At 44.4% G+C, this 24,209-nt stretch carries 15 protein-coding genes; 4 read left to right on the forward strand and 11 right to left on the reverse strand.

Annotated features, from left to right (window positions below; genetic code table 11):
* Nucleotides 1-79 precede the first annotated feature (79 nt).
* The 6 genes from dnaJ to ADJ77_RS14070 all read right to left on the reverse strand — a co-directional run bounded on the left by dnaJ (nucleotide 80) and on the right by ADJ77_RS14070 (nucleotide 7,098).
* Complete coding sequence (dnaJ, locus tag ADJ77_RS07875; RefSeq protein ID WP_050696254.1) at nucleotides 80-1,240, reverse strand: molecular chaperone DnaJ; 1,161 nt, start codon at nucleotides 1,238-1,240, stop codon at nucleotides 80-82.
* 14 nt (nucleotides 1,241-1,254) lie between these two features.
* Nucleotides 1,255-1,830, reverse strand: coding sequence for a nucleotide exchange factor GrpE (locus tag ADJ77_RS07880; protein WP_050696255.1), 576 nt, complete (start codon nucleotides 1,828-1,830; stop codon nucleotides 1,255-1,257).
* A 62-nt stretch (nucleotides 1,831-1,892) separates the two neighbouring features.
* Nucleotides 1,893-3,509, reverse strand: a complete 1,617-nt coding sequence (locus ADJ77_RS07885; RefSeq protein WP_025077412.1) for an ABC-F family ATP-binding cassette domain-containing protein — start codon at nucleotides 3,507-3,509, stop codon at nucleotides 1,893-1,895.
* Between the two features lie 665 nt (nucleotides 3,510-4,174).
* The gene (locus ADJ77_RS07890) at nucleotides 4,175-5,773 is read right to left on the reverse strand and encodes a hypothetical protein (protein ID WP_025077413.1); all 1,599 of its coding nucleotides are present in this window, start codon (nucleotides 5,771-5,773) and stop codon (nucleotides 4,175-4,177) included.
* Between the two features lie 25 nt (nucleotides 5,774-5,798).
* On the reverse strand, nucleotides 5,799-6,002 hold the full coding sequence (locus tag ADJ77_RS07895; RefSeq protein ID WP_025077414.1) for a hypothetical protein: 204 nt from the start codon (nucleotides 6,000-6,002) through the stop codon (nucleotides 5,799-5,801).
* 553 nt (nucleotides 6,003-6,555) lie between these two features.
* A complete protein-coding gene (locus tag ADJ77_RS14070; RefSeq protein WP_208595992.1) occupies nucleotides 6,556-7,098 on the reverse strand; it encodes a hypothetical protein in 543 nt (180 codons plus the stop codon).
* Between the two features lie 206 nt (nucleotides 7,099-7,304).
* On the opposite strand from ADJ77_RS14070, the gene ADJ77_RS07905 reads away from it, so the two are divergent.
* Nucleotides 7,305-8,195: an RluA family pseudouridine synthase gene (locus ADJ77_RS07905; RefSeq protein ID WP_025077416.1), complete on the forward strand. Its 891-nt coding sequence runs from the start codon at nucleotides 7,305-7,307 to the stop codon at nucleotides 8,193-8,195.
* Nucleotides 8,196-9,307: 1,112 nt separating this feature from the next.
* Here the strand turns inward: ADJ77_RS07905 and ADJ77_RS07910 are convergent.
* The 3 genes from ADJ77_RS07910 to ADJ77_RS07920 all read right to left on the reverse strand — a co-directional run bounded on the left by ADJ77_RS07910 (nucleotide 9,308) and on the right by ADJ77_RS07920 (nucleotide 14,580).
* Nucleotides 9,308-12,367 carry a glycoside hydrolase family 2 TIM barrel-domain containing protein gene (locus ADJ77_RS07910; RefSeq protein ID WP_050696257.1) on the reverse strand — a complete coding sequence of 1,020 codons (3,060 nt, stop codon included), beginning with the start codon at nucleotides 12,365-12,367 and terminating at the stop codon, nucleotides 9,308-9,310.
* Nucleotides 12,368-12,442: 75 nt separating this feature from the next.
* Entirely contained in the window at nucleotides 12,443-13,420 is a 978-nt protein-coding gene (locus ADJ77_RS07915; RefSeq protein WP_025077417.1) for a FecR family protein, read from the reverse strand.
* A gap of 635 nt (nucleotides 13,421-14,055) precedes the next feature.
* Nucleotides 14,056-14,580 (reverse strand): RNA polymerase sigma-70 factor, encoded by a 525-nt coding sequence (locus ADJ77_RS07920; RefSeq protein ID WP_025077418.1) that lies wholly within the window; start codon nucleotides 14,578-14,580, stop codon nucleotides 14,056-14,058.
* A gap of 456 nt (nucleotides 14,581-15,036) precedes the next feature.
* Between ADJ77_RS07920 and ADJ77_RS07925 the strand changes: the two genes are divergently transcribed.
* The 3 genes from ADJ77_RS07925 (at nucleotide 15,037) to ADJ77_RS07935 (ending at nucleotide 21,146) form a co-directional block, all read left to right on the forward strand.
* Entirely contained in the window at nucleotides 15,037-18,375 is a 3,339-nt protein-coding gene (locus ADJ77_RS07925; protein ID WP_050696517.1) for a SusC/RagA family TonB-linked outer membrane protein, read from the forward strand.
* A gap of 4 nt (nucleotides 18,376-18,379) precedes the next feature.
* A complete protein-coding gene (locus ADJ77_RS07930) occupies nucleotides 18,380-19,912 on the forward strand; it encodes a RagB/SusD family nutrient uptake outer membrane protein (RefSeq protein WP_050696258.1) in 1,533 nt (510 codons plus the stop codon).
* Between the two features lie 478 nt (nucleotides 19,913-20,390).
* Nucleotides 20,391-21,146, forward strand: coding sequence for an agmatine deiminase family protein (locus ADJ77_RS07935; RefSeq protein WP_025077419.1), 756 nt, complete (start codon nucleotides 20,391-20,393; stop codon nucleotides 21,144-21,146).
* A gap of 182 nt (nucleotides 21,147-21,328) precedes the next feature.
* On the opposite strand, the gene ADJ77_RS07940 is transcribed toward ADJ77_RS07935, so the two are convergent.
* Together ADJ77_RS07940 and ADJ77_RS07945 are read right to left on the reverse strand one after the other, a co-directional pair.
* On the reverse strand, nucleotides 21,329-22,813 hold the full coding sequence (locus ADJ77_RS07940; RefSeq protein WP_394330604.1) for a DUF4091 domain-containing protein: 1,485 nt from the start codon (nucleotides 22,811-22,813) through the stop codon (nucleotides 21,329-21,331).
* Nucleotides 22,810-24,204, reverse strand: coding sequence for a sialidase family protein (locus ADJ77_RS07945; protein WP_025077421.1), 1,395 nt, complete (start codon nucleotides 24,202-24,204; stop codon nucleotides 22,810-22,812). Before ADJ77_RS07945 ends, ADJ77_RS07940 begins: the two co-directional genes overlap by 4 nt.
* Between the last annotated feature and the right edge of the window lie 5 nt (nucleotides 24,205-24,209).

Genomic DNA, 24,209 nt, shown 5'->3' on the forward strand with positions numbered 1-24,209 from the left:
TCTATTTGTAAGCTCATTGCTTATTTATAAAACTTTTCTAACTCGTCAGCTTGTCCAACTCGTTTACTCGTCAACTTGTTTAGCTAAAGAGCTTTTTGAAGTTCTCAAAGATAGAACGCTTAGTGCTGTTATCACCACGGAAGTTCTCGCTTTGGCGCAACTCCTCAATCATTCTCTTTTCTTCCTTATTCAGTTCCTTTGGAACATAAATGCTGATGTGAACCACTAAATCACCAGTGCCGTTGCCATAGCCTTGTACGGCAGGAAGACCCTTGCCACGCAGACGGAGCGTCTTGCCGGGCTGTGTGCCGGGTTCAATCTTTATCTTTACGTTACTGCCGTCGATGGTAGGAATCTCAACCTGTCCGCCTAATGCAGCTGTTGGAAAGTCAAGGAGAAGGTTATAGATCACATTCTGACCATCACGAACAAAGGTGTCGTTGTTTTCTTCCTCAATATATACCTGTATGTTACCCGCTACACCATTGTGTCTGCCGGCATTACCTTTACCAGGTACATTGACAACCATACCTTCAGCTACACCAGCCGGAATGTTGATTTCAACAACTTCCTCGCCCTTTACAATACCTTCACCATGACAGTGAGTACACTTGTTCTTGATGATAGTTCCCTCACCATTACATACGTGACAGGTTGTCTGGGTCTGCATCATACCAAAGATACTCTGCTGTGTGCGGATTTCAACGCCCGAACCATGACAGTTCTGACAAGTCTCTGTGCCGCTTCCACTCTCTGCACCAGAGCCATGACAGTGGTTGCAGGTTACATCCTTGCGCACCTTGAACTTCTTGGTAACGCCTGTTGCAACCTCTTGTAAGGAGAGACGAACCTTTAATCGAAGGTCAGTTCCACGATACTTGGGTGCCTGATGCCTGCCACCTCCGAAACCTCCGAAACTTCCACCATGTCCGCCGAACACATCACCGAACATAGAGAAGATGTCGTCCATGGAGAAACCGCCACCACCGAATGGATTGCTACCACCAAAGCCACCACCAGGAGCATCAAAGCCAAACTGGTCATACTGCTGACGCTTCTGTGGGTCGTGCAATACATCGTAGGCTTCAGCAGCTTCCTTAAACTTAGCCTCGGCTTCATCATCTCCCGGATTGCGGTCGGGATGATACTTGATGGCAAGTTTTCTGTATGCTTTCTTTATCTCGTCTTCAGAGGCATTCTTGCTGACACCCAGCACCTCATAGTAATCTCTTTTTGCCATTCTTCCTTATGAAATTATTGTCCCACAGCTACCTTTGCATGGCGTATCACCTTGTCATTGAGCGTATAACCCGTCTGTACACAGTCAATGACCTTGCCTTTCTTGTCATCGCCCATACCTGGAACCATTGCAATGGCTTCATGATAATCAACGTTGAAATCGGCATCATCGGTCTCTATCTTCTTCACACCAAGGTTTTCCAAGGTCTTTAAGAACTTCTTGAAGATAAGCTCATAACCCTCTTTGATTGCCTGTGGGTCTTCTGTCTTGTCGGCAGTAGCACGCTCGAAGTCGTCAAGGATAGGTAGAATGGCAGAGATAGACTTCTCGCTTCCATTGAGAATCAGCTCTGACTTCTCTTTCAGCGTACGCTTCTTGTAGTTGTCAAACTCAGCTGCCAGACGGATATACTTGTCCTTCCACTGCTCTGCTTCTGTCTGTGCAGCTGTCAACGGGTCAACTTCTTCTACAGTTGCTTCCTCTTCGTTCGTCTCTTCAGCCTGTGTTTCAGTTTCGTTCTGGGTTTTCTCTTCGTTGTTCAACCCCAGCTCTTCGCCTTCAACCTTTATATTTTTCTCTTTTTTGCTCATAACTTAATTGTACTATTTGTCATGGCATATACTTGCAAATTGTATGCCATGTTTTGAATAGCTTAGTACATTCCTGCTTTCTGCTCCTTTATCTGGTCGTCATGGATATACTCATCATAACTCATCAGCTTGTCGATAGTACCATTTGGAGTCAATTCGATGATACGGTCAGCAACGGTATTGATGAACTCGTGGTCATGTGAACTGAAGAGAATATTACCCTTGAAGCCAACCAGATTGTTGTTGAATGCCTGAATACTCTCCAGGTCGAGGTGGTTGGTAGGGGTATCAAGAATCAGACAGTTTGCATTCTGAAGCTGCATACGGGCAATCATACAACGCATCTTCTCACCTCCAGAGAGTACGTTCACCTTCTTCTCAACCTCTTCCTGCTTGAACAACATACGCCCCAAAAAGCCTTTCATAGCCACTTCGTTGCCCGGACCGTACTGTGACAGCCAGTCAACAAGGTTCAAATCGCAGTCAAAGAATGTGGTGTTATCCAATGGGAGATAAGCTGTGGTGATGGTTACACCCCAGTTATATGTACCGCCATCAGCCTCACGATTGCCATTGATAATCTCGAAGAGGGCTGTCATAGCCTTTGAATTGCGTGAAAGGAAGACAACCTTCTGTCCCTTTTCGATATTAAAGTTCACGTTGTCGAACAGTACAGTACCGTCTGAATCAACAGCCTTCAGGTTCTCAACCTCAAGAATCTGGTTGCCCGGCTCACGCTCCATAGAGAAGATGATGCCCGGATACTTACGGCTTGACGGACGGATTTCCTCAACGTTCAGACGCTCCAACATCTTCTTACGTGATGTTGTCTGCTTACTCTTGGCAACATTGGCAGAGAAACGGCGGATGAATTCCTCCAGCTGTTTCTTCTTCTCTTCTGCCTTCATCTTCTGGTTCTGAGCCTGACGCAATGCCAGCTGTGAACTCTCATACCAGAATGAGTAGTTACCTGCAAAGACGGTTACCTTGCCGAAGTCGATATCAATTGTCTGTGTGCTGACCGAGTCAAGGAAGTGACGGTCGTGCGAAACAACCAACACTGTCTGGTGTTCGTCAATCTCGCCGAGATAATCCTCCAGCCACTCAACGGTCTCAAGGTCAAGGTCGTTGGTAGGCTCATCAAGCAAAAGGTTCTCTGGCTTACCGAAGAGAGCCTTTGCCAACATGACACGCACCTTCTCTGTGTTTGACAGTTGCGACATCTGCTTCTGGTGCAGGTCGTCCTTGATGCCAAGGTTCTGCAGAAGCTGTGCAGCATTGCTTTCAGCCTCCCATCCGTTCATCTCAGCAAACTTCAGTTCCAGGTCAGCAGCACGGTTACCATCTTCCTCGGTCATCTCTGGCTTGGCGTAAAGTTCCTCACGTTCCTTCATGTTCTGCCAAAGTGACTCATGTCCCATGAGGACAGTGTCCATCACCTTATACTCATCATATTTGAAGTGGTCCTGCTCCAATACAGACAGACGCTCTCCCGACCCCAGCTCTACTGTTCCCTTGTTAGGCTCCAAGTCGCCTGAGATGGCACGGAGCAAGGTAGATTTACCGGCACCATTGGCACCTATGACTCCGTAAATATTACCTGGTGTAAACTTCAGATTGACATCCTTGTAGAGAACTCTCTTGCCGAATTGGATAGCAAGATTTGAAAGTGTAATCATCTTTTTCTAATACCTTATTATATAATAATTTGGCTGCAAAGGTACTATTTTTATTTCACATGACAAAATCTCATCCTTGCTTCTACTGACGTTACTTACTAAAAACTTCCCACTCTGATTTGGTGATGTAGCAAGACAGTATAAAGATTGGTTCTTCCAGCGTTTGTATTGATAAAGCCTACAAAGAATAGACGTAAACCACTGAACTTATCACACGATTATTTTAAATTCATTTTGCTGTCATTTTAACATTTTGCGTAAACACCTTGTAAGCTAATCAGTTAAATGTTCATGATGTGTGACAGAAGTGACAGGAAAGTCTGTTTTGAAATAATCGGTTATGAACTCTCTCACCATACAAGAAAAGACAAGTATATAGAGTCTTATCATCTCTCCACTTACCGTTCGAAGATCATATTGAGAGTCTTATTCTGTTTTTCGTTTTGCCTTTAACCCAAATCGGCCGTTAGACTACAATGCGTTCATTATGAATCGTATTGTTTTCTGACAGCCGATTTGAATGTTACGAGGCTAAACAATAGAAAAGAGCCATATCAGAACTCGTAATTAGAGTTTGATATGGCACTTTTATACCCAATGATTATAATCTATAACTTTTTGATATGTGCATTATAGTTTTAACACACCCACATCAGTTCTCTGCTTTACTCTGCGGTCCACAGACGCATTCCCTTGTAACGGTTAAGACCTCCATATACATCAGCACAGCCCATATGACCTTCTACAGGATAGAAATAGAGATAATATGCACCTCTGGTAGCTACAGTTGGATTGCCATTCATTGGAGTCGGAGTGCTCGTCCAATAGGCACCATAGGTTCCGATACCAGAGAGTGTTCCATTATCATAACTTCCCAAAGCAGGAAGGAAGAAATAATCATCAATGCGGCTCGGTCGCCCTGTAGGGACATTGTGATTAAGAATATTACAAGATATATCTTTAGTCGTATAATTATTGCCATCAGAAGAATTATTAGAACTGAAGCTGTTAATCTTATTCTTTTTCTTAAACCACATTCCACCTACGTATATGTGTCCCATGACTGTCCAAAGCTCTTCATTATCCCAATGGGGATTACCGCCTGTTATATACCAGGAAAGCTCATTTACGTTTGGACAATTTATACAACTGCGTTCAGCCCCTCCTGCAGAGAATGCCTTTTCGTTGTACCAACGAGAGTCTGTTACACTCCGTGGGTAATAAAATGAATTACTCTGTCCATTAATGGCAGGCTGGTAATTTTCTTTACCTTTCCAGTAGTCCTGATCATTCCTGGCATCCCACATATAATACTTAGAACTATAGTCTTTTGGATCCAGATTAGCAGTGATATCATAAATCATACCAGTCTCACAGTTGACTTTAACAGTCTTGGTAACAGTACCTTCAAGCGCAGGTCCTCCATAAGGAAAAGGAATGTCTTTTTTATTACGGAGCCAATAGCGTATGGTCAGGGAATGTTGTCCTGGAGCAATGACAATATAAGAACCGTTTACAGAAAGATCGGCCTGACTGTTTGTTACAGGAAAACCGTCACGACCATCCAAGGTAAGCGTGATCTTTTTGGAACCGCCAAATTTTGGAGAAGGCGAAAGCGTTCCATTAGCAAAATCGTAGGTACCAGCAATTTCATCCTCTGATATGACTTCAATCTTAAACAACCTACTGTTCTTTACATATTTATTTGATGTTCGTGGTTGGAAGCAAAGATAGGATGCTTTGTGTTTAAGTCTGAATTTCAACTGGTTGCCATTACCTGAAGCTATGGCACTTCCACAGTCACCAGACGTGCCGGCATGGGTGAAGTCGTTAGGCTTTTCCTGCTTCTGGTCAGAGCTAATAGTCACTTCTGTACCTGATGCGCTATTAGCACCTGTGTAATGTATTTCACAGTCATTCTTGAAAGATCCGATAATAGAAAAAAGACCACGAGTCTTGTCTTTGTTAAGTTTTCCTTCCGAGCTCTCTTGCCAATTGCCGCGCATGTCTTTTGCCCATATTTTGTCTCCTGTAGACCAATAAGGGGTTGCGCCTTTCCCAATGGCATGGGTAAGGAAAGTGCGACTTGCTGGAGAATTAGCACGTGTTGGCAGTACATCCTCACTTATGAATGTCACTTTCGTGGCTGCGCCATTTCCCCCGTCTTTTTTATCCCCTTGTACTGCATCGTCGTTGGTACATCCTACCATTGTGATAGCTGCAACCAGAATAGCTGTCTTAAAAAATAGATTTCTTGTTTTCATTTAACACCTAAATTTTTGATAATTACTACTTTTGGGGAGTATCTGCGCTCCAAGGTTGATTGTCTTCGTCATTGGAGAAAAAATCCTGTTTGGCATCGCCGAATGTACCACCTTGTCCGATGTGTTCATGATCTCCACTGGCTTCTACCATCAAACTCTCAACTTCTACATGGATGTTTTCTACCATGGGGCAGGTATATACCTGTTTCTTTAATTTTGTTCGATTCATTTTCAACATTTTTTAGAGTAAATAATAAATGATATTTATATAATTTGTGAATATTCTTAATCAGATAAACGTAAGATGTTTTTTCATCCTCTATGTTTATGGAGAAACATGTATTTTTACGCAGAAAATCATAAGGAGCTTTAGCTATGTGTACCTTCATATTGGTAAAGTATGATAGAGAAATCACACACAATCTGTTTAAAAAGCAGGAAAATCAAGAATATCTTAATCCTCATCCTTATTTAAGTTAAGTTTATAAAGCAATATTGAATATATTTATTTGTTTGCCAACATCTCATTTTTTAGTTAATTTAATTTTCTGTCTACAAAGGTATGTGTTTTTTAATTGTAAGAAGCAAAAGGTCTGGTATAAATATATTTTTTTAACATTCAATGTTCCATGTGTAACTATTTAACGATATGTGTATGATAAAATTTCAAGCCTCAAACAAGACTTGAATTGCATTAAACGGGGTCGATTGCGTTTCCTGTCAGGTTCAAGGATTTAATGTAATTCCAGAAATGCGTCTGCTCCTAAATTAGTGCGGAATGCTCAAGAATTCTTCTGTTTGATTTTCAGCTTGCGTATTCTACGTTCATCACAATTCTTGAATACAATTACATAGTGGTGTATTTCCTTGATTATCACTTTCTGCTCCGGGGTCGAGACCGCTTGCGTCACATAGTCAAGCACACGCTCCGCATCTGCAAGCAGCTCGCCATAATCAGTGCAGTGGTCAGGCGTATTGTCAACAACCTCATCAGGCGAAGAGTTGCAGGACAGTTTGTGCCCATTATGTCCTTCCTGACCGCCCGACTTTCTGCCACTTAGTTTGCGAAGAGTTTTCGTTCTTCTGACAATCTCGTCTTTCATGCTCTCTTTGCCTGACGGCGTGCTGCTGCCTGGGCTCTTTCCCTGCTTCTCGTATTTGGACAGACGCTCTGTCAACTTGGCGATACTCTTGTCTTTCTTATGAATCTGGCGATTTGAACATTCTATGTTACGGTTCAGTCTGGCAATCTCAGCATACTGCTCGTTGATGGTATCATGTGTCAACCACATCTTTGCTTTCATACCCTGCAGTACTATTGACATGTCCGTAACTTGCTCTTTCATTAGGTGTAAAGGTGTGAAAGAGATCTCACATATATTAGAAATAAGCACACTTCATCCTGACTTGTTGTAAGTCTATTATAAAAAATTCAGAAATAATAATAAGGGTATATCACTTACTGCTGAATAGTTACCTTTTTTGTCTTAAAACAATCTGCCATTCTATTTATTCTTTGTACTTTTGCAGCATGATAAGAAAGAACCCATATAAAGAGGAGAAATACAAGCATTATCGGGTGGCGGAGCCGGCTTCGTTGCTTGAGTGGCTGTTGGCTAATCTGAAAGAGAGCAAGAGTAAGGTGAAGGCAACGTTACAGAACCGTGGCATTAAAGTTAACAGCAAGTGTGTTACGCAGTTCGACTATCAGCTGAAGGCGGGTGACAAGGTGTCAGTCAGCAAGAGCAAGAAGAACGACCAGTTCCATAGCCGTTACGTGAAGATAGTCTATGAAGACAGGTTCCTGGTTGTGGTAGAGAAGAATGTCGGCATCCTTTCAATGGCTGCCGGTCACACTTCGCCGAATGTGAAGAAAGTCCTGGATGATTATTTCCATAAGACAAGGCAGAAGTGTACGGCACATGTCGTGCATCGTCTTGACCGTGACACGTCGGGACTGATGATTTATGCCAAGGATATGCAGACCGAACAGTTGCTGGAGCGTGACTGGCACAATATAGTCTACGACCGCCGTTATGTGGCTGTGGTAAGCGGTGAGATGGAAGATGACGAGGGAACGATAGCCAACTGGCTGAAGGACAACAAGTCATACGTTACCTACAGTTCGCCTGTGGATAACGGAGGAAGATATGCTGTTACGCATTTCCGTGTGCTCGACCGTACGGTTTCGCACAGTCTTGTGGAGTACCGTTTGGAGACAGGGCGCAAGAACCAGATTCGTGTTCATTCTGCGGATATGGGGCATCCTGTCTGTGGTGATATAAAGTATGGTAACGGCGACGACCCTCTGCACCGTCTTTGTCTGCATGCCTATGTGCTCTGTTTCTATCATCCCGTGACACATCAGCGTATGGAATTCGAGACCCCTGTTCCAACAAATTTCAGACATTTATTCAAGTAATAGAACAATTCCTATGGACAACCTACAGTATATAATACCTCTGCTTGCAGTTATTGTAATCGGTTTTATTCTTATCAAGAAGATAACGGGTTGCATCTTCCGTATTGTTGTTACAGCTGTGATGCTTGCCGTTTTTTATTGGGTTCTGACAACTTTAGAAGTTCTTTAGTGGAATAGTCGCAAATTATTTACGTGAAAAAAAATTCTTTTTTCATGAAGATAATTTGATGGCTGTGTATATTCAGCTGCGGCAATATGACGAGATTGTGGGGTAAGGTAGCCTTATCTTTGGTTCTTCCGTTAAATGCGTAGATTGGAAACAAAACAGAGGCTTATACACCTGCATGGTATGACTGTCCAAGGTCGGACGGTCTCACAAAAAGGAATAAAGCACAAGATAAAAATGCAGAAAAGGCAAACAGATACTATGTCTTTCCGTTTTCTACAAACAACTTATTCCCATATCACCCAACGTTTGTAAACTATTTTCATGCAGTTCAAAGCTAACACATGGTCTTTTGGCTTTGAAAAGACGCCCAATTGACCTGCAATAGACGCCCTTTTGAAGTCCAATTAAGCACCTTTTCTTGCATGACTTTATAACCAACTGATTTTCTGTTGGTTGCAAACTTGCTTTTTATACGTATTTTTGCCTTTGTCTGTAGGTGTTTTACCCGAAATTATGTCATGATTTTTCAATCCGTTGTCTGCCTTTTCAAAGTGTTGACATGAAAAGGTTTTCTGCATAGGAGGATGATAATAAATCAGGTGGCCAAGACAGTCTTGGCTGTGTTTTTATTTAACAAATAACTCCGGTTCTTCCGTTAAAGCTATACGAAAAGTGTCCACGCATTTAACGGATGAACCTTATTTTTTCGTTTTGGTATGCCTTTCTCCAGACGTATTCCTGTCTGTATTGAGTTGCGGAGGAGATTAGTGCGAAGCATATACCTTGTTGTCCGAACCGATAACAGGCATAGGAATAGCCCCTTTCATTGTCTTGCGAAAATTAACTTTGAATTTTATTGAACGCAAAAAGCCCTGTTCCTTTCGGCCTTGGAGATAGAAGGCAAAGGGAACAGGGCTTTGTTATATTTGTTTGCTGTCTGCGTTTATTTGGCCAAAGCTGGATAGAGTACAAACTCGAAGTTGGTAGGTTTGACAGCTACACGGTACTTCTCTGCAACGCCAGGACCACAGGTGGCAGTACCAACACCGTTCTGTGCAGCATCCAGATGTACGGTAAGCATACCGTCACGTGACAGCTGATTGATATGGGTTGCGCGGTCGATGACGCTGTCAGAGAATGGCGTTACAGAGAACTGGAACGGACGCTTTGCTGCTACCATGAGGCTGTTACGTGTGTCAGAGAGTGACATCCAGCGCACGTCTGTACGGTTGCCCGTTGCCTGTGGCTTCACATAATAGTGGAACATCGCCTCAGCTGTAGTCTTGTAGCGTCCAATCAGACCAGCCTGTGTGCGGTCGTTATAGGTCTCAACATCACCACGACCGTTGTATTCAACCTTGTCAAACGAGTCCTTTACACGGAAAGTAAGACCAAGGCGGGCAAGCGACTTGATGGCAGCTGTATCAGGTGTGAAGTCTACCTTCACTGCCAGTGCACCGTTCTTCAGTGGCTGATAGGTGAAGACAGCCTTTCCAATCACGTTGCCTTTCTTGCCAATTACCTCTGTCTCGGCACGTGTTACTTCCTTGTTGCGGGTAATCTTCGTAACTTTCTGACTGATAGAATCGAGCCCATCCTTGCGCCATACTCTTACACCGAACTGGTCACGTCCATCGTTGTCGGTTGCAGGGCGGTAGAGGCTCAGGCTCAGCGGAGCATCGAGGAACTCCTGACTCCCGTTCTTCAGAGAGGTCAGTTCGCCGGTATTCTCATTCACCTTGTAGCTGATGCGCTGCTTCTCACGTGGGAGGAAGGTGGTACAGTCGACTGCCCTCTCCAGTACAAACTGGTCATATGCAACAACGTCATTCTTCGTAAGAATCAGCGCATCGTTGACAGGACGCCATGTAAGGTTGAGGTAGAGTTCCTTCTGTGTACCAGCTGAAACGGATGGGAGGATGATTGTTGTTGTCTCGTGTGGAGCGCAGTCTACGTGCTGCGTTCCCTCTAAGACGGTCTTTCCGTTCTCGTCAATAATCTGCCAGTTGAGCTGGTAAGCGTTCAGATTGGTGAAATCAAACCAGTTCTTTACCTTTACAGATATTTCCTTCTCGGTTGAAACCAGTTCAGACTTGATGTTCTGGTAGATTTTCTTCACCTCTGCAAGATGCGGGTGGGGGGTGCGGTCGGCTGCAATCAGACCGTTACAGCAGAAGTTGTCGAAACTTGGCACATCCTTAGGACCGTAATCACCACCGTAACTCCAGTACCAGTTGCCGTTCCTGTCAATCTCTCGGAACGACTGGTCAACCCAGTCCCAGATGCTTCCACCCTGCAAGATTGACTCTGATTCAATCAGGTCCCAGTAGTCCTTCATGCCGCCACAGCTGTTACCCATAGCGTGAAGATACTCACACATGATGTAAGGGCGTGTTGTATCGGTTCGCTTTGCGTATTTCTTCATGTGGTCGAGGGACTGATACATAGGACAATAGATGTCGGTATTGAAGTTTTCCTCGGCACGTTCATATTGGATAAGACGTGTCTTGTCGGCGTTCTTCAGCCATCGGTAGGTGTGTTCGAAGTTCACGCCGTTGCCTGCTTCATTGCCCAGCGACCAGATAATGATGCTCGGGTGGTCCTTTGAACGTTCATACATGCGGCGTGTTCTGTCCATGTGTGCAGCCAGCCAGGTACTGTCCTTTGCTAAAGACTCTTTGCCATAGCCCATTCCGTGAGACTCAATGTTAGCCTCGTCAATGACATACAAGCCGTATTTGTCGCACAGCTGGTACCAGTAAGAGTCGTTAGGATAGTGAGAACAACGCACAAGGTTGATGTTGTTCTGCTTCATCAGTCGGATGTCCTGTTCCATGAGTTCCTTGCTCACGGTGCGTCCGAGCTCTGAATGTTCATGTCTGTTGACACCCTTCACGAGGATAGGTGTACCGTTCACGCAGAGCTGTTTGTCCTTTATTTCTATGGTTCTGAAGCCCACCTTGCTGCCAGTCTGCTCAGTAACGTTGCCGTTCTTGTCCTTCAGTGTGATGAGGAGCGTGTAGAGGTTAGGGTGTTCGGCACTCCACGCAGCGACGTTCTGTACGGTCTTTGTGGTGAAATTTATCAGCTCGTCATTACCCTTTTCGCTGACGGACTTATCCTCAGAGAGGACAGTATTGCCCTTTGCATCGGTCAGAACATAGCTTACAGTACCATTTCCTGCACCTTTAATATTTGTAGTAAGGCTGAAATTTCCACTGAAAGAGCCGTTAGCTTGCTTGTCAACACCTGCTGCAACGTTGTAATCAGCAATATACTGCGTCGGGGTAGAGTAGAGGTAAACGTCCTGCTCAATACCACTTATGCGCCAATAGTCCTGACACTCGAGGTAAGAGCCAGCTGCCCAGCGGTAGACTTCCATAGCGATAGTGTTCTCACCATCGTTCAGATACTTCGTGATGTCCCACTCTGAAGGCATCTTTGCACCCATATTATAGCCAATGTAGGTTCCGTTTATCCACAGATAGAAGAACGACTTGACACCCTCGCAGCAAAGAACTATGCGTCGACCCTTCCATGTTGAAGGCACAGTAAAGGTGCGGCGGTAAGATCCCACTTCGTTCTCTGCGTATGGAACAAGGGGAGGATTCTTCTTGAATTGGAAGAGTTTGTCATCAAACTCGTAGGTTTCGTTGACATAGATAGGCAGACCATAGCCCTGACGTTCCCAGTTTCCTGGCACGTTGATTTCGTTCCATCCCTGTACGGCAAAGTCAGTCTGGAAGAAGTTTTTTGGTCTGTTGTCAGGATTCTTGGTCCAGTGGAATTTCCATTTGCCGTTGAGTGTCATGTAATAGTCCGACTGCTCATAGCCTCCGGGCTGTTGTAGCTTATCAACCGAGCTGTAAGGCAGGACATAAGCATGCGGCTCAATCTTGTTCAAACCTGTGGTGTACTGACTCTGCCACTCAGGGGTAGGCGTCTGTGCAAATGAACACAAGGGGGTAAGTGCTCCTAAAAGAAGCGCGTAAAGTTTTCTCATGTCTATGTTAGGTAATGAAGTTGTCCGAAAGCGACCTTGCTAATTCACAATAGAGAAGATAACTCTCCCAGCTTGTTATTCTGAGAGGGTTATCTCCTTGTTGTTGATAGTGTAATGGAAAGAAATGGTATAAGAGAGTCCGTCCAATACGTTTCTTATATCCTTGTTCTTCTTGATTACACCCGTATAAGTCTTCTTGTTGTCTAATTTGGAATCAACGATGATCTTATAATCATAGAGCTGCTCCAGAATGTGTGCAATCTCTTTGACCTGCATATTGTTGAACGGTATCATGTTGTCACGCCACACAGCATCGACAGCTGCATACTCATTCTCGGTCTTGATGGACTTTGAGTCTTTGCTTACGGTAGCCTTCTGGTTGGGATGAAGGATAACCTTTCCCTGTCCGTTGAGCCCTGTCACTTCCAGTTTTCCTTCTATCAGGCTGATGACTTCACGTCCTTCGGCACTCTGTCCGTTGAAGTTGAAGGTTGTTCCTAATACCTTTGCTGATGCGCCGTCACTGTTTACAATGAATGGCTTTTCTGCATTCTTGGTCACATGAAACAGTGCCTCGCCCTTCAAGTTGACCTTTCTCTCATCTCCTTCAAAGTTGTCTGCGTAGCTGATGGTCGCTCCCTTGTTCAGCCAGACAGTGGACTGGTCAGGTAATGTGACTTTTTTTATTTCATTCAGAGCGGCAACAGTGATGGTTTTTTCAGAACGGTAAAGATAGGCAAAGAGCCCTCCTCCAATCATCAGTACAGCCATCAGAATGGCTGCGGCATAGCGTAGGAAGTGGAATGTGCCTTTACTTCTCTTCTGTTTCTCGTAAGCGTCAATCTGATTGAAGAGTCTGGCTTCTGCTTCCTCAATCTTTTCAGATGTGGCAAGTGGGTTAGGCTTTCCCAGGTGGTAAGCCAGTTCCATCCCGAAGAAGTCCTTGCGATTCTCCTCCGAGTGTGCGAGCCATTCTGCCAGCTGCTCCATCTCTCTGTCTGTTGCCTTGCCAGTGAGATAGTCTTTGGTAATCTTATTATTTATATCGCTCATTCTGTTTTGCTTCAACTGCGGTCTTTAATTATGCTTTTTAATCAATATCAATTTATCAGATGATATTCTTTATAACAACCCAACAGCTCTTTTTACGTAATGATGATTAATAAAAAATGTTATAACCGTGTAGATCCGTCACTACAGCATGCTTTGTCTGTCGTTGTTTTTTCAGCGTTGTGACAGCGTGTTGCCATAGTCAATGGTATAGAAAAACACGATGAAAATTGTTATTATATAGGGTTTACAGTTGTTCAGTCACATAGCCTTCTCGTGAAATATATTTACAAACAAGAGGGGCTTAATAGTCTTGTAAACAGCATGAAAATGCTTTCGTGACAAGGTTTGTAACAGTCTTTCAATCAGGTGATTATATGGTTGTACAAGAAAAGCAGCTTAATTGGGCTTGAATTAAGCCTTAGTTGGCGTTCAATTAAGGCTTAGTTCGATGCCAATCAGGGCTTGAAAGGGACGCAAGTAAGCATCTGTTGGATTTCTGTCAGGTGAGTTTTTATTACAAAAGTCAGGAAACCCAAATGTCAGCGTTACGGTTTTTGCCCGTTCCGTATCCGTTTCAGGCAACGGCGACAGGGCAAACTGGCTTTGCAGCAGTTCAGTCCTCGTTAGGGAAAGTCTTATGCGTGGCGTTTCAGTTTTAGTCTTAAAGACTTCAAAGCCTTGTAAAGATGCACTTCTACAGTGCGTATTGAGATGCCTAACTGTTCGGCAATCTCCTTGTTCTTCTTGTCGTGCTGATAGCTGAGGATGAATACTTCACGGCATTTGGTAGGAAGTTCTCCGATGGCATCATTGATTTGCTTGCGCATCTCCAGTCCTTCAATATAACCCATTACATCGTTAGCCTCGGGGTTATAGTAGTCCAGCTTGAACTGAGTAACCTTCTTCACGCTTTCGGCATGGTTGCTGACCACTGTACGGTGCTTGATGACATTGAGTGCACGGGTATAGACGATGCGATAGAGGAAAGCCTTGATGTGGTTTTCGTCTTCAACGTCTTCCTTGTGTTTCCAAAGTTCCATGAAGGCTTCCTGCACGATGTCTTCCGCCTCGTCGTCGTGTACAAGGCGTGCGGCATAGAAGGAAAGAGAGGGGTATAATGCCCTGAATATCTGTCTGAACCTTTGTTCTGGTAATGTCATCGTTGATTTCTTGTTCCTGCCGATTATGGTTCTATCAGTACCTGCAGATTGGCATCTGGCATGGTGTCAGCAGAAGAATTTTAATCTTTATGTGACAAAGATACACTTTTTTATACTTGCTAAAGGGGCTTTAGTGGTTAATTTATGTGAAATGGATGTGTTCTACCTCTTATATAAAGAAAATTGACTATCTTTGTAAAAATAAAGTTTTAAGTAGATGTTCATAATTAATTGCCAGTATATTTAAGTCTGTTTTCCATTCAGTCTGCCAGCTTGAAGTAAGGAATGTAGCAGGCTACACGATTGATGAGAGTTGCCGGATTGACAAAGAACAGACCTGGGGATATTGGTAAAGCAAGGAATAAAACATAAAAAAACATGTATGCGGTTAATTCTGAATACCTGTTTTTATGTGTCGTCAGCGTGTTATAAAGATAATACCTGTTGAAATGGAATATGAGTAAAGCTGATAGTCCGAAAGTATATTTTACCCTTAGATTATGTCTGTGTGCCTTCCTGTTGTTGATAGGTGTACAGACTGCTTCTGCGCAGGTGTCGCTGACGACGAATCAGACAGAACTGAAGACGGTCATACAACGCATAAAATCGAAGACTAAATATCGCTTTTTTTACAATGACGAACTTGGAAAAGAACTGGTCAATGCTGTTTCCATGCGCAATCTGCCGATTGATTTCGTTCTGGACAGGCTCTTTGAGAACACGGGAATAACGTATAAGATAATTGACAATATCATCTATCTGAAGAAGGAAAAGCAGCCTGTAGCAGGTGGGGAAGCCAATGCTCCGGCTTCTGACCATCCGCAACGTAAGGACGGAACACGCAAAACGCCTGTGCTCTATACTTTCAATGGGCAGATACAGGACGTGGCAGGCAATCCGCTCATTGGTGCAACGGTCATGGTAAAGGGGGCTTCAAAGGCGCATGCTGTTGCTGACCTTGAAGGTAAGTTTGTGCTGAAAACTGAGAATCCCAATCCGTTGCTGATAGTCTCCTGTATAGGTTATAATTCTGTCGAGAAGCGTATCGAGAGCCGGCATAACCAGCTGTTTGTGTTGAAGGAAAATCTCTTCGAGTTAGGAGATGTCTTTGTGACGGCTTTGGGTATAAGCCGTTCACGTAGAGCCTTGAACTATAATGTCAAGCAGATGGATGGGGATGAAGTGAATACTGTGAAGACAACCAATCTTATCAATGCCTTGGGAGGAAAGCTGGCTGGCGTCTCTGTCAATGAATCGGCAGCCGGAATGGGTGGTGCAGCGCGTGTTGTGATGCGTGGTCCGAAGTCGTTGGCGCAGAGCAATCAGCCACTTTATGTCATTGACGGTATCCCTGTCAATAACCGTAGCAATGATGATGTGAAAAGTGGTATATACTCCCAGCAGCCCGGTACGGAGGGTATTTCAGATATTAACCCGGATGATGTGGAGAGTGTTTCCGTGCTCAGTGGTGCCGCTGCCGCAGCCCTTTATGGATCTGCTGCCGCACAGGGTGCTGTGATGATAAAGACGAAGTCGGGAAGAGTGGGGAAGATGTCAGTGGAATTATCCTCAAGCACCCAGTTCCTGTCGCCCTTTGTCTTGCCCGAGTTTCAGAGCAGGTATGGCAACCGCATCAACGAGATGAAGTCGTGGGGAGCAAAGAATACGCATGGCTCTGGCGGCTACACGCCCGATGAATTCTTCCGTACGGGGGTAAACTTTACCAACAATGCCACGCTGACAACGGGTACTGAGCGCAACCAGGTATATCTTTCTCTGGGTTCTTCAACCGTGAGCGGCATTATTCCTAACAATGATTTCCAGCGTTATAATCTTACGTTCAAGAATGTTTTTTCAACCTTGCAGGACAAGCTGAGGCTTACTTTTTCTTTTAAGTTCGTAAGGGAGAATGACAGGAACATGTTGGCACAGGGACAATACTTCAATCCCCTGACATCAGTCTACCTTTTTCCGCGTGGTGAGAGTTTTGAGGCAATCAAGGAGTTTGAGACTTATGATGTGTCACGAGGGATAAGTCTGCAGAACTGGAAGTATGGTGACGACCTGAAGATGCAGAACCCTTATTGGGTGGCTAACCGTATGGTCAAGACGACAAAGCGCAACAGATACCTTACAGACCTCGGTGTGAAGTATAATCTTACAAACTGGTTGGCACTTGAAGGACGTCTCCGGTGGGATGAGGCTGTGAATAAGCTGGAGGACAAACGCTATGCTTCCACGCTCGACATCTTTACCCATTCACCTTACGGATATTATGGTTATTGCAAGGTGAACGACCGTTCTCTCTATGCTGACTTCATGGCTGACATTTCCAGACGTTGGGAGAACTTCTCACTTGAAGCGAATGTTGGGGCGGCATTCTCAAAAACATCGTATGATGTGGCTGGTTTTCAAGGTGGTTTGAAGGCACCATCAAATATCTTTACACCGAATGCAATCGACTACAGTAAGGTGTCGGGAGATAACCGTCCAATCTTCGATATTACACGTCATGCCATCAATTCGCTTTTTGGAAGTGTGGAAATGGGCTGGCGTGAACGCATTTATCTGACGGTGACAGGCCGAAATGACTGGGATTCAGCTCTCAGCAACACTGCCCAGCAGTCCTTCTTCTATCCTTCTGTAGGCTTGTCGACCATTCTCTCAAGGCAGTTCAAGCTGCCGGAATTCATCGACTTTCTGAAGTTCCGAATGTCATGGGCATCTGTAGGGTCAGCCATACCAGCTAACATCTCTTCCACTTCACGCTACGAGTATATCCCCTCTACGGGAACTTACCACACAGTGACCTATAAGTTTCCAAAGAACTTCTATCCTGAACGGACAAACTCGTGGGAAGCGGGTATGACGGCTAATCTGTTCAAGGAAGCAGTGTCAGTGAAATTCACGCTCTACCAATCGGATACGAAGAACCAGACTTTTCTTCGCCAGATAACCTTGGGTGGTGCTTATAACCGGGAGTATATCCAGGCGGGAAACGTGCGGAACAGGGGCTTGGAACTGGGTGTCGGCTACAATAAGAAATGGAACAGTCTGCGCTGGGCGGTGGATATGAATTACAGTATGAACCGTAACCGTATTGTCAGATTGCTTGATAATCCTGATGAAACCTTGCGACAAGGCGGATTGAATGGTTGCGAAGTGATACTGACACAAGGCGGCACGATGGGCGACCTATATACATTTACTGATTATAAGCGGGATGCACAGGGAAACATCCAGCTTAATTCAGACGGGCAGGTGATGCAGATGGAATTGCCTTCACCTAAGCTGGTCGGCTCGGTGTTGCCTAAGGCACACCTTGGATTGAGCAGTAAGCTGTCGTGGAAGGGAATGGAGTTCGGCATGCTGATTACAGCCCGTTTGGGTGGAGTCTGTGTGTCGCAGACACAGGCTTTCATGGATTCGTACGGCGTATCTAAGAAAACAGCGGAGCTGCGGGATAGAGGTGGAGTTAAGATAGGTGAGCAGTTGCTCTCGACGGAGAAGTTTTATTCGGTCGTGGGAGGTGAGACTCCAATCTGGGATGAGTATGTTTATAAAGCATCAAATGCCAGAATAAGGGAGCTTTACCTTGGTTACACGTTCGATAAGTTGATTCGTGGGGCAAAGGTGTCGTTGGCTCTGACAGCGAGAAACCTGCTGATGTTGTACTGTAAGGCACCTTTCGACCCTGAAGCAACACCTTCCACGGATATTTACTATCAAGGCTTTGATTATTTCATGCAGCCCAGCCAACGCTCGTTGGGCTTTAGTATCAACGTAAAACTTTAAGGTTATGATGTTTAGTAGAAAGATACAGTTCTTCTTGTTCTGTCTGCTGGCAGTCCTGTCTTCCTGTACGGGCAACTTCGTTGATATAAACCGTCCGGGTAGCAAGTTGTCGCCCGAGGAGCTGCAACGCGATAACTATGCGGTAGGCTCTTTCCTTATTCAGATGCAGGGAGTGGCTTTCCCAGAGCAGGAGAATGCTTACCAGACGATGATAGACTTCGTTGGCAACTATCTTGGACGTTACACAACCTACACAAAAGAGCTGCCGAAGAACCACACGCTTTTCAATGCAAGCAACGCTTGGTGTGCCTGGCCTGCCTCTTATGCACCCTCCGTCGTCTCTGCTTTCAATGAGGTGGTGACGCTGAACGGCAAGGAAAATATTTCTTATGCATGGGCATTGATACTGCGAGCACAGGCATTCCTGCGTTTTACGGACATATACGGACCGTTCCCGCTCAGTATGGATAAAGACAATGCCGAGGTTTATTCTTCGCAACGGGACATTTATCTGCAACTGATAAACGACCTTGACAAGGCGACAGCCTATATTGCATCTGATGTAAACCTTGCCAATGAAAAGACCGTTTTTGCCCCATACGACCTTGTTTACAAGGGCGATTTCAATAAATGGCGTAAGTTTGCCAATTCGCTCAAGCTGCGCATTGCCGTGCGTATCAGCAATGTGGAACCAGCAATGGCACGTTCGTTGGCAGAACAGGCTGTTAGGGATGGTGTGATAGAAGACAATGAAGAAAACTGTACCATCAGTTATAACAAGTCGGGCTTGTGGACTACTGCTGTTTCATGGGGCGACAGTCGCATCTGTGCCGACCTTGAAAGCTACATGACAGGATATAGGGATTCACGACTGTCAAAGTACTTCTTGCAGCCGAATGTGGCTGGTAGCCGTAAGTTCATTGGCTGTCGGGCAGGAGCGTTGATTGAGAGCAATGTACTTGCCAAGCGTCTTTATTCTACGGTCAACCTGTCAGAGACAACTCCGGGAGTATGGCTTACGGCTTCAGAGATGGCTTTCTGCAAGGCAGAAGGTGTCCTGCGTGGTTGGAATATGGGTAGCGGAGCTGTCAGGGACTTCTATGAGCAGGGGATAAAACTATCCTTCAAGCAGTGGGGAGCGGATGGTGTTGCTGCCTATTTGCTTGATGATACATCAGTGGAAGCTGATTATACAGACGCATCAGGGGGCTTTGGAGGGAATGTTACGAAGGTTTCAACGATTACCATAAAATGGAATGACAATGCACCGATGGCGGAGAAAATGGAGCGGTTGATTACGCAGAAGTGGATAGCTCTTTTCCCGAACGGACAGGAGGCATGGAACGAAATCCGCCGTACAGGTTACCCTCGCATCTTCCCTGTACCACAGGCTACCAATGGATATACGCTATTGACGCCCAACAGGATTCCCTTTGACAAAAATCAGCAAATCAATAACCGTAGTAATTATGACAAGGCTGTAGAGTACTTAGGCGGTGCGGATGATTACGCAACGCCAATGTGGTGGCAGAAATAGGATTTTTTCTGTGCTTATATAGTAGCGTTTTTGAGAAAGTTTCTTTACAAAAGCATATGCTTCTATATGCTGTTTTTGCACTCAAAAAGGCTGTTTTTATCACTCTTGTAATCGTCATGTAATCAGGTAGTTATAAGAGTACGCAAGAAAAGGTGCTTAATTGGACTTCAAAAGGGCGTTAGTAAGACCCCAAAAGGGCATCTTTTGGAAGCTAATTGGGCGTCTTTTCGAATCCAATTAAGCATCTCTTTGCTTTTGAATAGTGAATTTTTATTTACAGTTACTTCGGTTTCTACTTCCCTTTTGATAGGTATATGATTCTTTGGTCGTTTTGTCGTTGGGTGTAGGTTATAGATTTAAAATATAATATTACAGTTCGATATAAGTTTATATGTGGAAAAAGTTTACTTGATAGTCATAATATCAAAGGAAACGGCTAAAGGAACTGCTACAATATATTAGAATCGACTATAGGAAATTGAGGTATACCAAGGATTATAGGGCACGTGACTATATGCCTTTCCAACTGGGTAAAAATAACTTCTTAAAATATCGATACTATCCAGATTACCTTGTTAATAGCAAAGATGATAATGATAGGGATTATATCACAAACTGTACCAAGGTTTTAAGTGGTATGAGTATTAGCTGTAATTCCATTAATCTCCTCGTTGATGGGGGTAATATGGTCGTATGTGGTCCATATATTGTAATGACGGATAAAGTATATGTAGAAAATCATTGTAAGAAAGACGACGCTGAATTCAAAGCGAGACTTGAGTCTGAGTTAGGACATCCAGTCATTATTATACCTTGGACTATGCGCGGTGATTTTGATGCTAAAGATACAGATAAGTATGGACATTCTGACGGTTTCATAAAATGGTGTGGCGATAATCGTATACTGATGTGTAACCACGGTGATGAATATCCAGAAGAAGCTACTGCTATAAAAAATGAACTTGAGATGTATGGGTTTGAAGTGGCTGAGATGAGATTTAATGATAAGGTGACTTCGCCTATGGCAGGTCTCAATTGGGCTTATATCAATTTCCTTCAAGTCGGCAAGCATATTATTATGCCAATATTTAATATTGAAGAGGACTTCATTGCTTATAACTATATAGCGGATGCATTCCCTGATTGTACTATTCATCAGATAGAAATGGCAGAGATTGTTGAAGAGGGAGGAGCACTTCATTGTATAAGTTGGAATATATTTCAGAATAATTGAGAGGCAACTATATTAGTTAAACAATGTTTACAGACAATTAAGCATTATTCATAATGAATTGAAAGAAGAATTTTATTGGATGTCAAAAAATAATCCCACGAGTGTAGTTATCTACACTCGTGGGATTAATTTAGAGGATAAAAAACTTCTTCTTAAGCATGAGAGCCTACCAACAAATATCGTTATTTGTTGAGTAGTGATTCAATCTTATATATGCTTTCTTTCAATTCAGCCTCGTTTGGCGTTGGGTTCTTGAACAGAGAAAGAGCTTCTTCTAATTGCTGTAAGGCTTTCAGATTCTTCTTTTGCTTGTACTCCTTGCGCAATGTCTCAATCTTTGCAACGTTTTGTACACCTCTTATTATATGTTCAAAACGGCGGCTTGAGTGGTTCCCCGGATACACAATGTAGGTGTCGCCCGGTGTGAACAACTTGAAGCGGCTGTCATACATCGGGTTGTCGGTCCAGTTCATCCATGCCCAACGTAGGAAGCCGTTGAAGCGATTGGCAATACAATAGAGTGGGAGGTAGGTTGCTTCTATCGGCTCGTTGTTACTGCCGACATTCGGCATTGCATCTGGGCAGGCGGTATAGGAAGTGCTAATCCAACCTTTTGAGTTTCTCAAAGCAAGGTCTTCTGGTGTGAATTGCTGCTTCCAAGCAATGCAATAGTCGTAGATTTTATCGACAAGTTCTTTATGGTAGTTACCTGCTAACGACATTTTAATACCGGGCGCAGCCTCCTGTGCAATGCGGTAGGCATCTTGCATAGCATCGAGGGCGCGTTCGTCCATCGCTATGACAGTTCTGTCAAACCAACCTTTCTCCTTCTGGTGGGCAGCAAAAGAACGTAAGAATGGAATCCATAAGTCGTTGTACTCTTTGCTGTTAGTTGTCGTTTTAAGTTCCTTATGACTTTTCGATGCCTCATCATAATAGGTGAAAGTCATGTCCCAAGGCACCATTGAAAAACAATTGATGTCTCCATTGATTCCGCAGGATTCGAGGAAAGAAATCCAACGGTCGAAGGCTGTATAGTCATACGACCATGTTCCGTCTGTCTTTCGTGTCGTTTCAATCATCGCATCGAACTTGTCATTGCTCTGTACGCCCCATGGCTCGTAGAAAAGGATGGCTGAAGCGTTGCACTGTCCAGCACGTGCCAGCAACTGCATGTAGGGGCGGAGAATGTCAAGATGGGCTTGACTCCAAGGAGCTACACCGTAGTATCTACTAACTGCGTAGGGTTGTTGCCAGAAATTCAGGTGGAAGTTATTAGAGAGTGTAATCTTTCGATTGAGCACTTTTACGGTGAAAGGGATGGTACTGACCGTTTTCCCGTCTTGTTGTAGCTGTAGGTTTAGTTTGTAGGTGCCAGCTTTGATGTCCTGCGGAATCTCAATTGTGCACCATGCTGCCTTGCCATACATTGGGTCGTCAGCTCTTATGCTATCATCACCGATGATGTCGGGCATGAGCCATGTCTGTAAGGAGTCGGGGTGATCACCACAGTTTTGGAAGTCATCAGTGATTACGGCATTAAGAAAATGAGCTGTAGCAGTCGACAGGAGTCGATTGCTACAGCTCATAGTTAATTTTAAGTTGCCCTTTACCGTTTCTGGTAATGGGAACTCAAGTCCGATACGTTCGCCTTTCCAGGCTGTTATTTCTTTCTTCTCACTTGCTTTTTTTTTACGGCAAGTAGTGCTTTTGTCTGATGTGCCTTTGCTGCATCTACCACGTACTTAGTGCGGTCAACGTAAGGAAGAATATCATATTCACCCTTAGTAATAGCCTTCAATGACAGACTCTTGAACTCAATATCATAACCGTCGTTCTGTCCACGGACTTCGTAGAGGAAACCGATGCGCTGATTCTTCATAAGAACCATTGTAGAGTAGCAAGAAGACTCGTCGGTTACACGCAGACCTTTCTTCCAGTTGCTGCCCAATGCGTCGGCGGTAGAGTAGTCAGCGTAAGATGCCAACTCCTTATAGAAGAAACCTACACTGTCACGACGTGCGCTAAGTGGTACTGACTGAAGAGCTACGAAAAGATTCTTGCCGTCAGCAACTCTCTTTGCAGGAACGATGAGAATACCACCGTTGCAGGCATTTACCTGCTTGCCAGTCATGTTCTGTGGCATTACTTCCTCGCCCCAGCTACCTGTAGCCTTCGCAGCATCTTTGTAAGTATAGATATTGAAGCGTCTGCCTCCGTAAACATCACGGCAGCTAAGTAATACGCTACCATCAGGCATTTCTTCAACCTTTGACTCGTCCTGTGCAATAGAAGGAGCCTTTGATGGAGTACCTAAGACATTCCATGTGCGACCGAAGTCATCAGAATAGATAACGAATGTACCGCAGCGGTCAACGCCCTTCTGACGAATAGGGTGTGCGATGTAAAGACGATAGAACTTTCCTTTGCGCACGTAACGGCTCTGCATAATCTTACCTGATGTCAGGAAGATACCATCTGGGTTGCCACCGTTAGGCAGCTTACCATCGTAGAGACCGTGAATCATTTCGGTAAGGTCGGTTCCATTGTCCCATGTCTTGCCACCATCAGTACTATGGAAGAAGTAAGCATGCTGTGGGTTCTGACGGGTTGCAGTCTGATAAGCACTCTTTCCTGCTACACAATGGAGCAACACATTGTCTGACGTACGGTCAGCAATGATACTTGGATCGCCGAAGGCGGTACGGATTGGGTCAGCTGCATGTTCGTTACCACGTGCCACGCAAACCGTATCAGACCATGTTTTACCGAAGTCCTTACTTGTCTTCATGACAACGTTAATCTGCCACAAACCATTTCTGTTATTCCATCCCACATCAGTGTGACTAAGACGGAAATCGCAAGTAGCTAACAGTGTTCCCTTACGTGTCTCAGTAATTGCAGGGATACGATAAGGAACTGGGCTGTTAGCTCTATCAAAAACGATGGTGGTAAAACCATCATCGTTCTTGATATTGTTGTTCTTGTCTGTTCCTACTGCACCTACTTGTAAGAGTGAGGCGCAGAGGGATACAGTTAATAAAATCTTTTTGTACATTTATT

The organism is Prevotella fusca JCM 17724, from assembly GCF_001262015.1.
GTDB classification, from domain to species: domain Bacteria; phylum Bacteroidota; class Bacteroidia; order Bacteroidales; family Bacteroidaceae; genus Prevotella; species Prevotella fusca.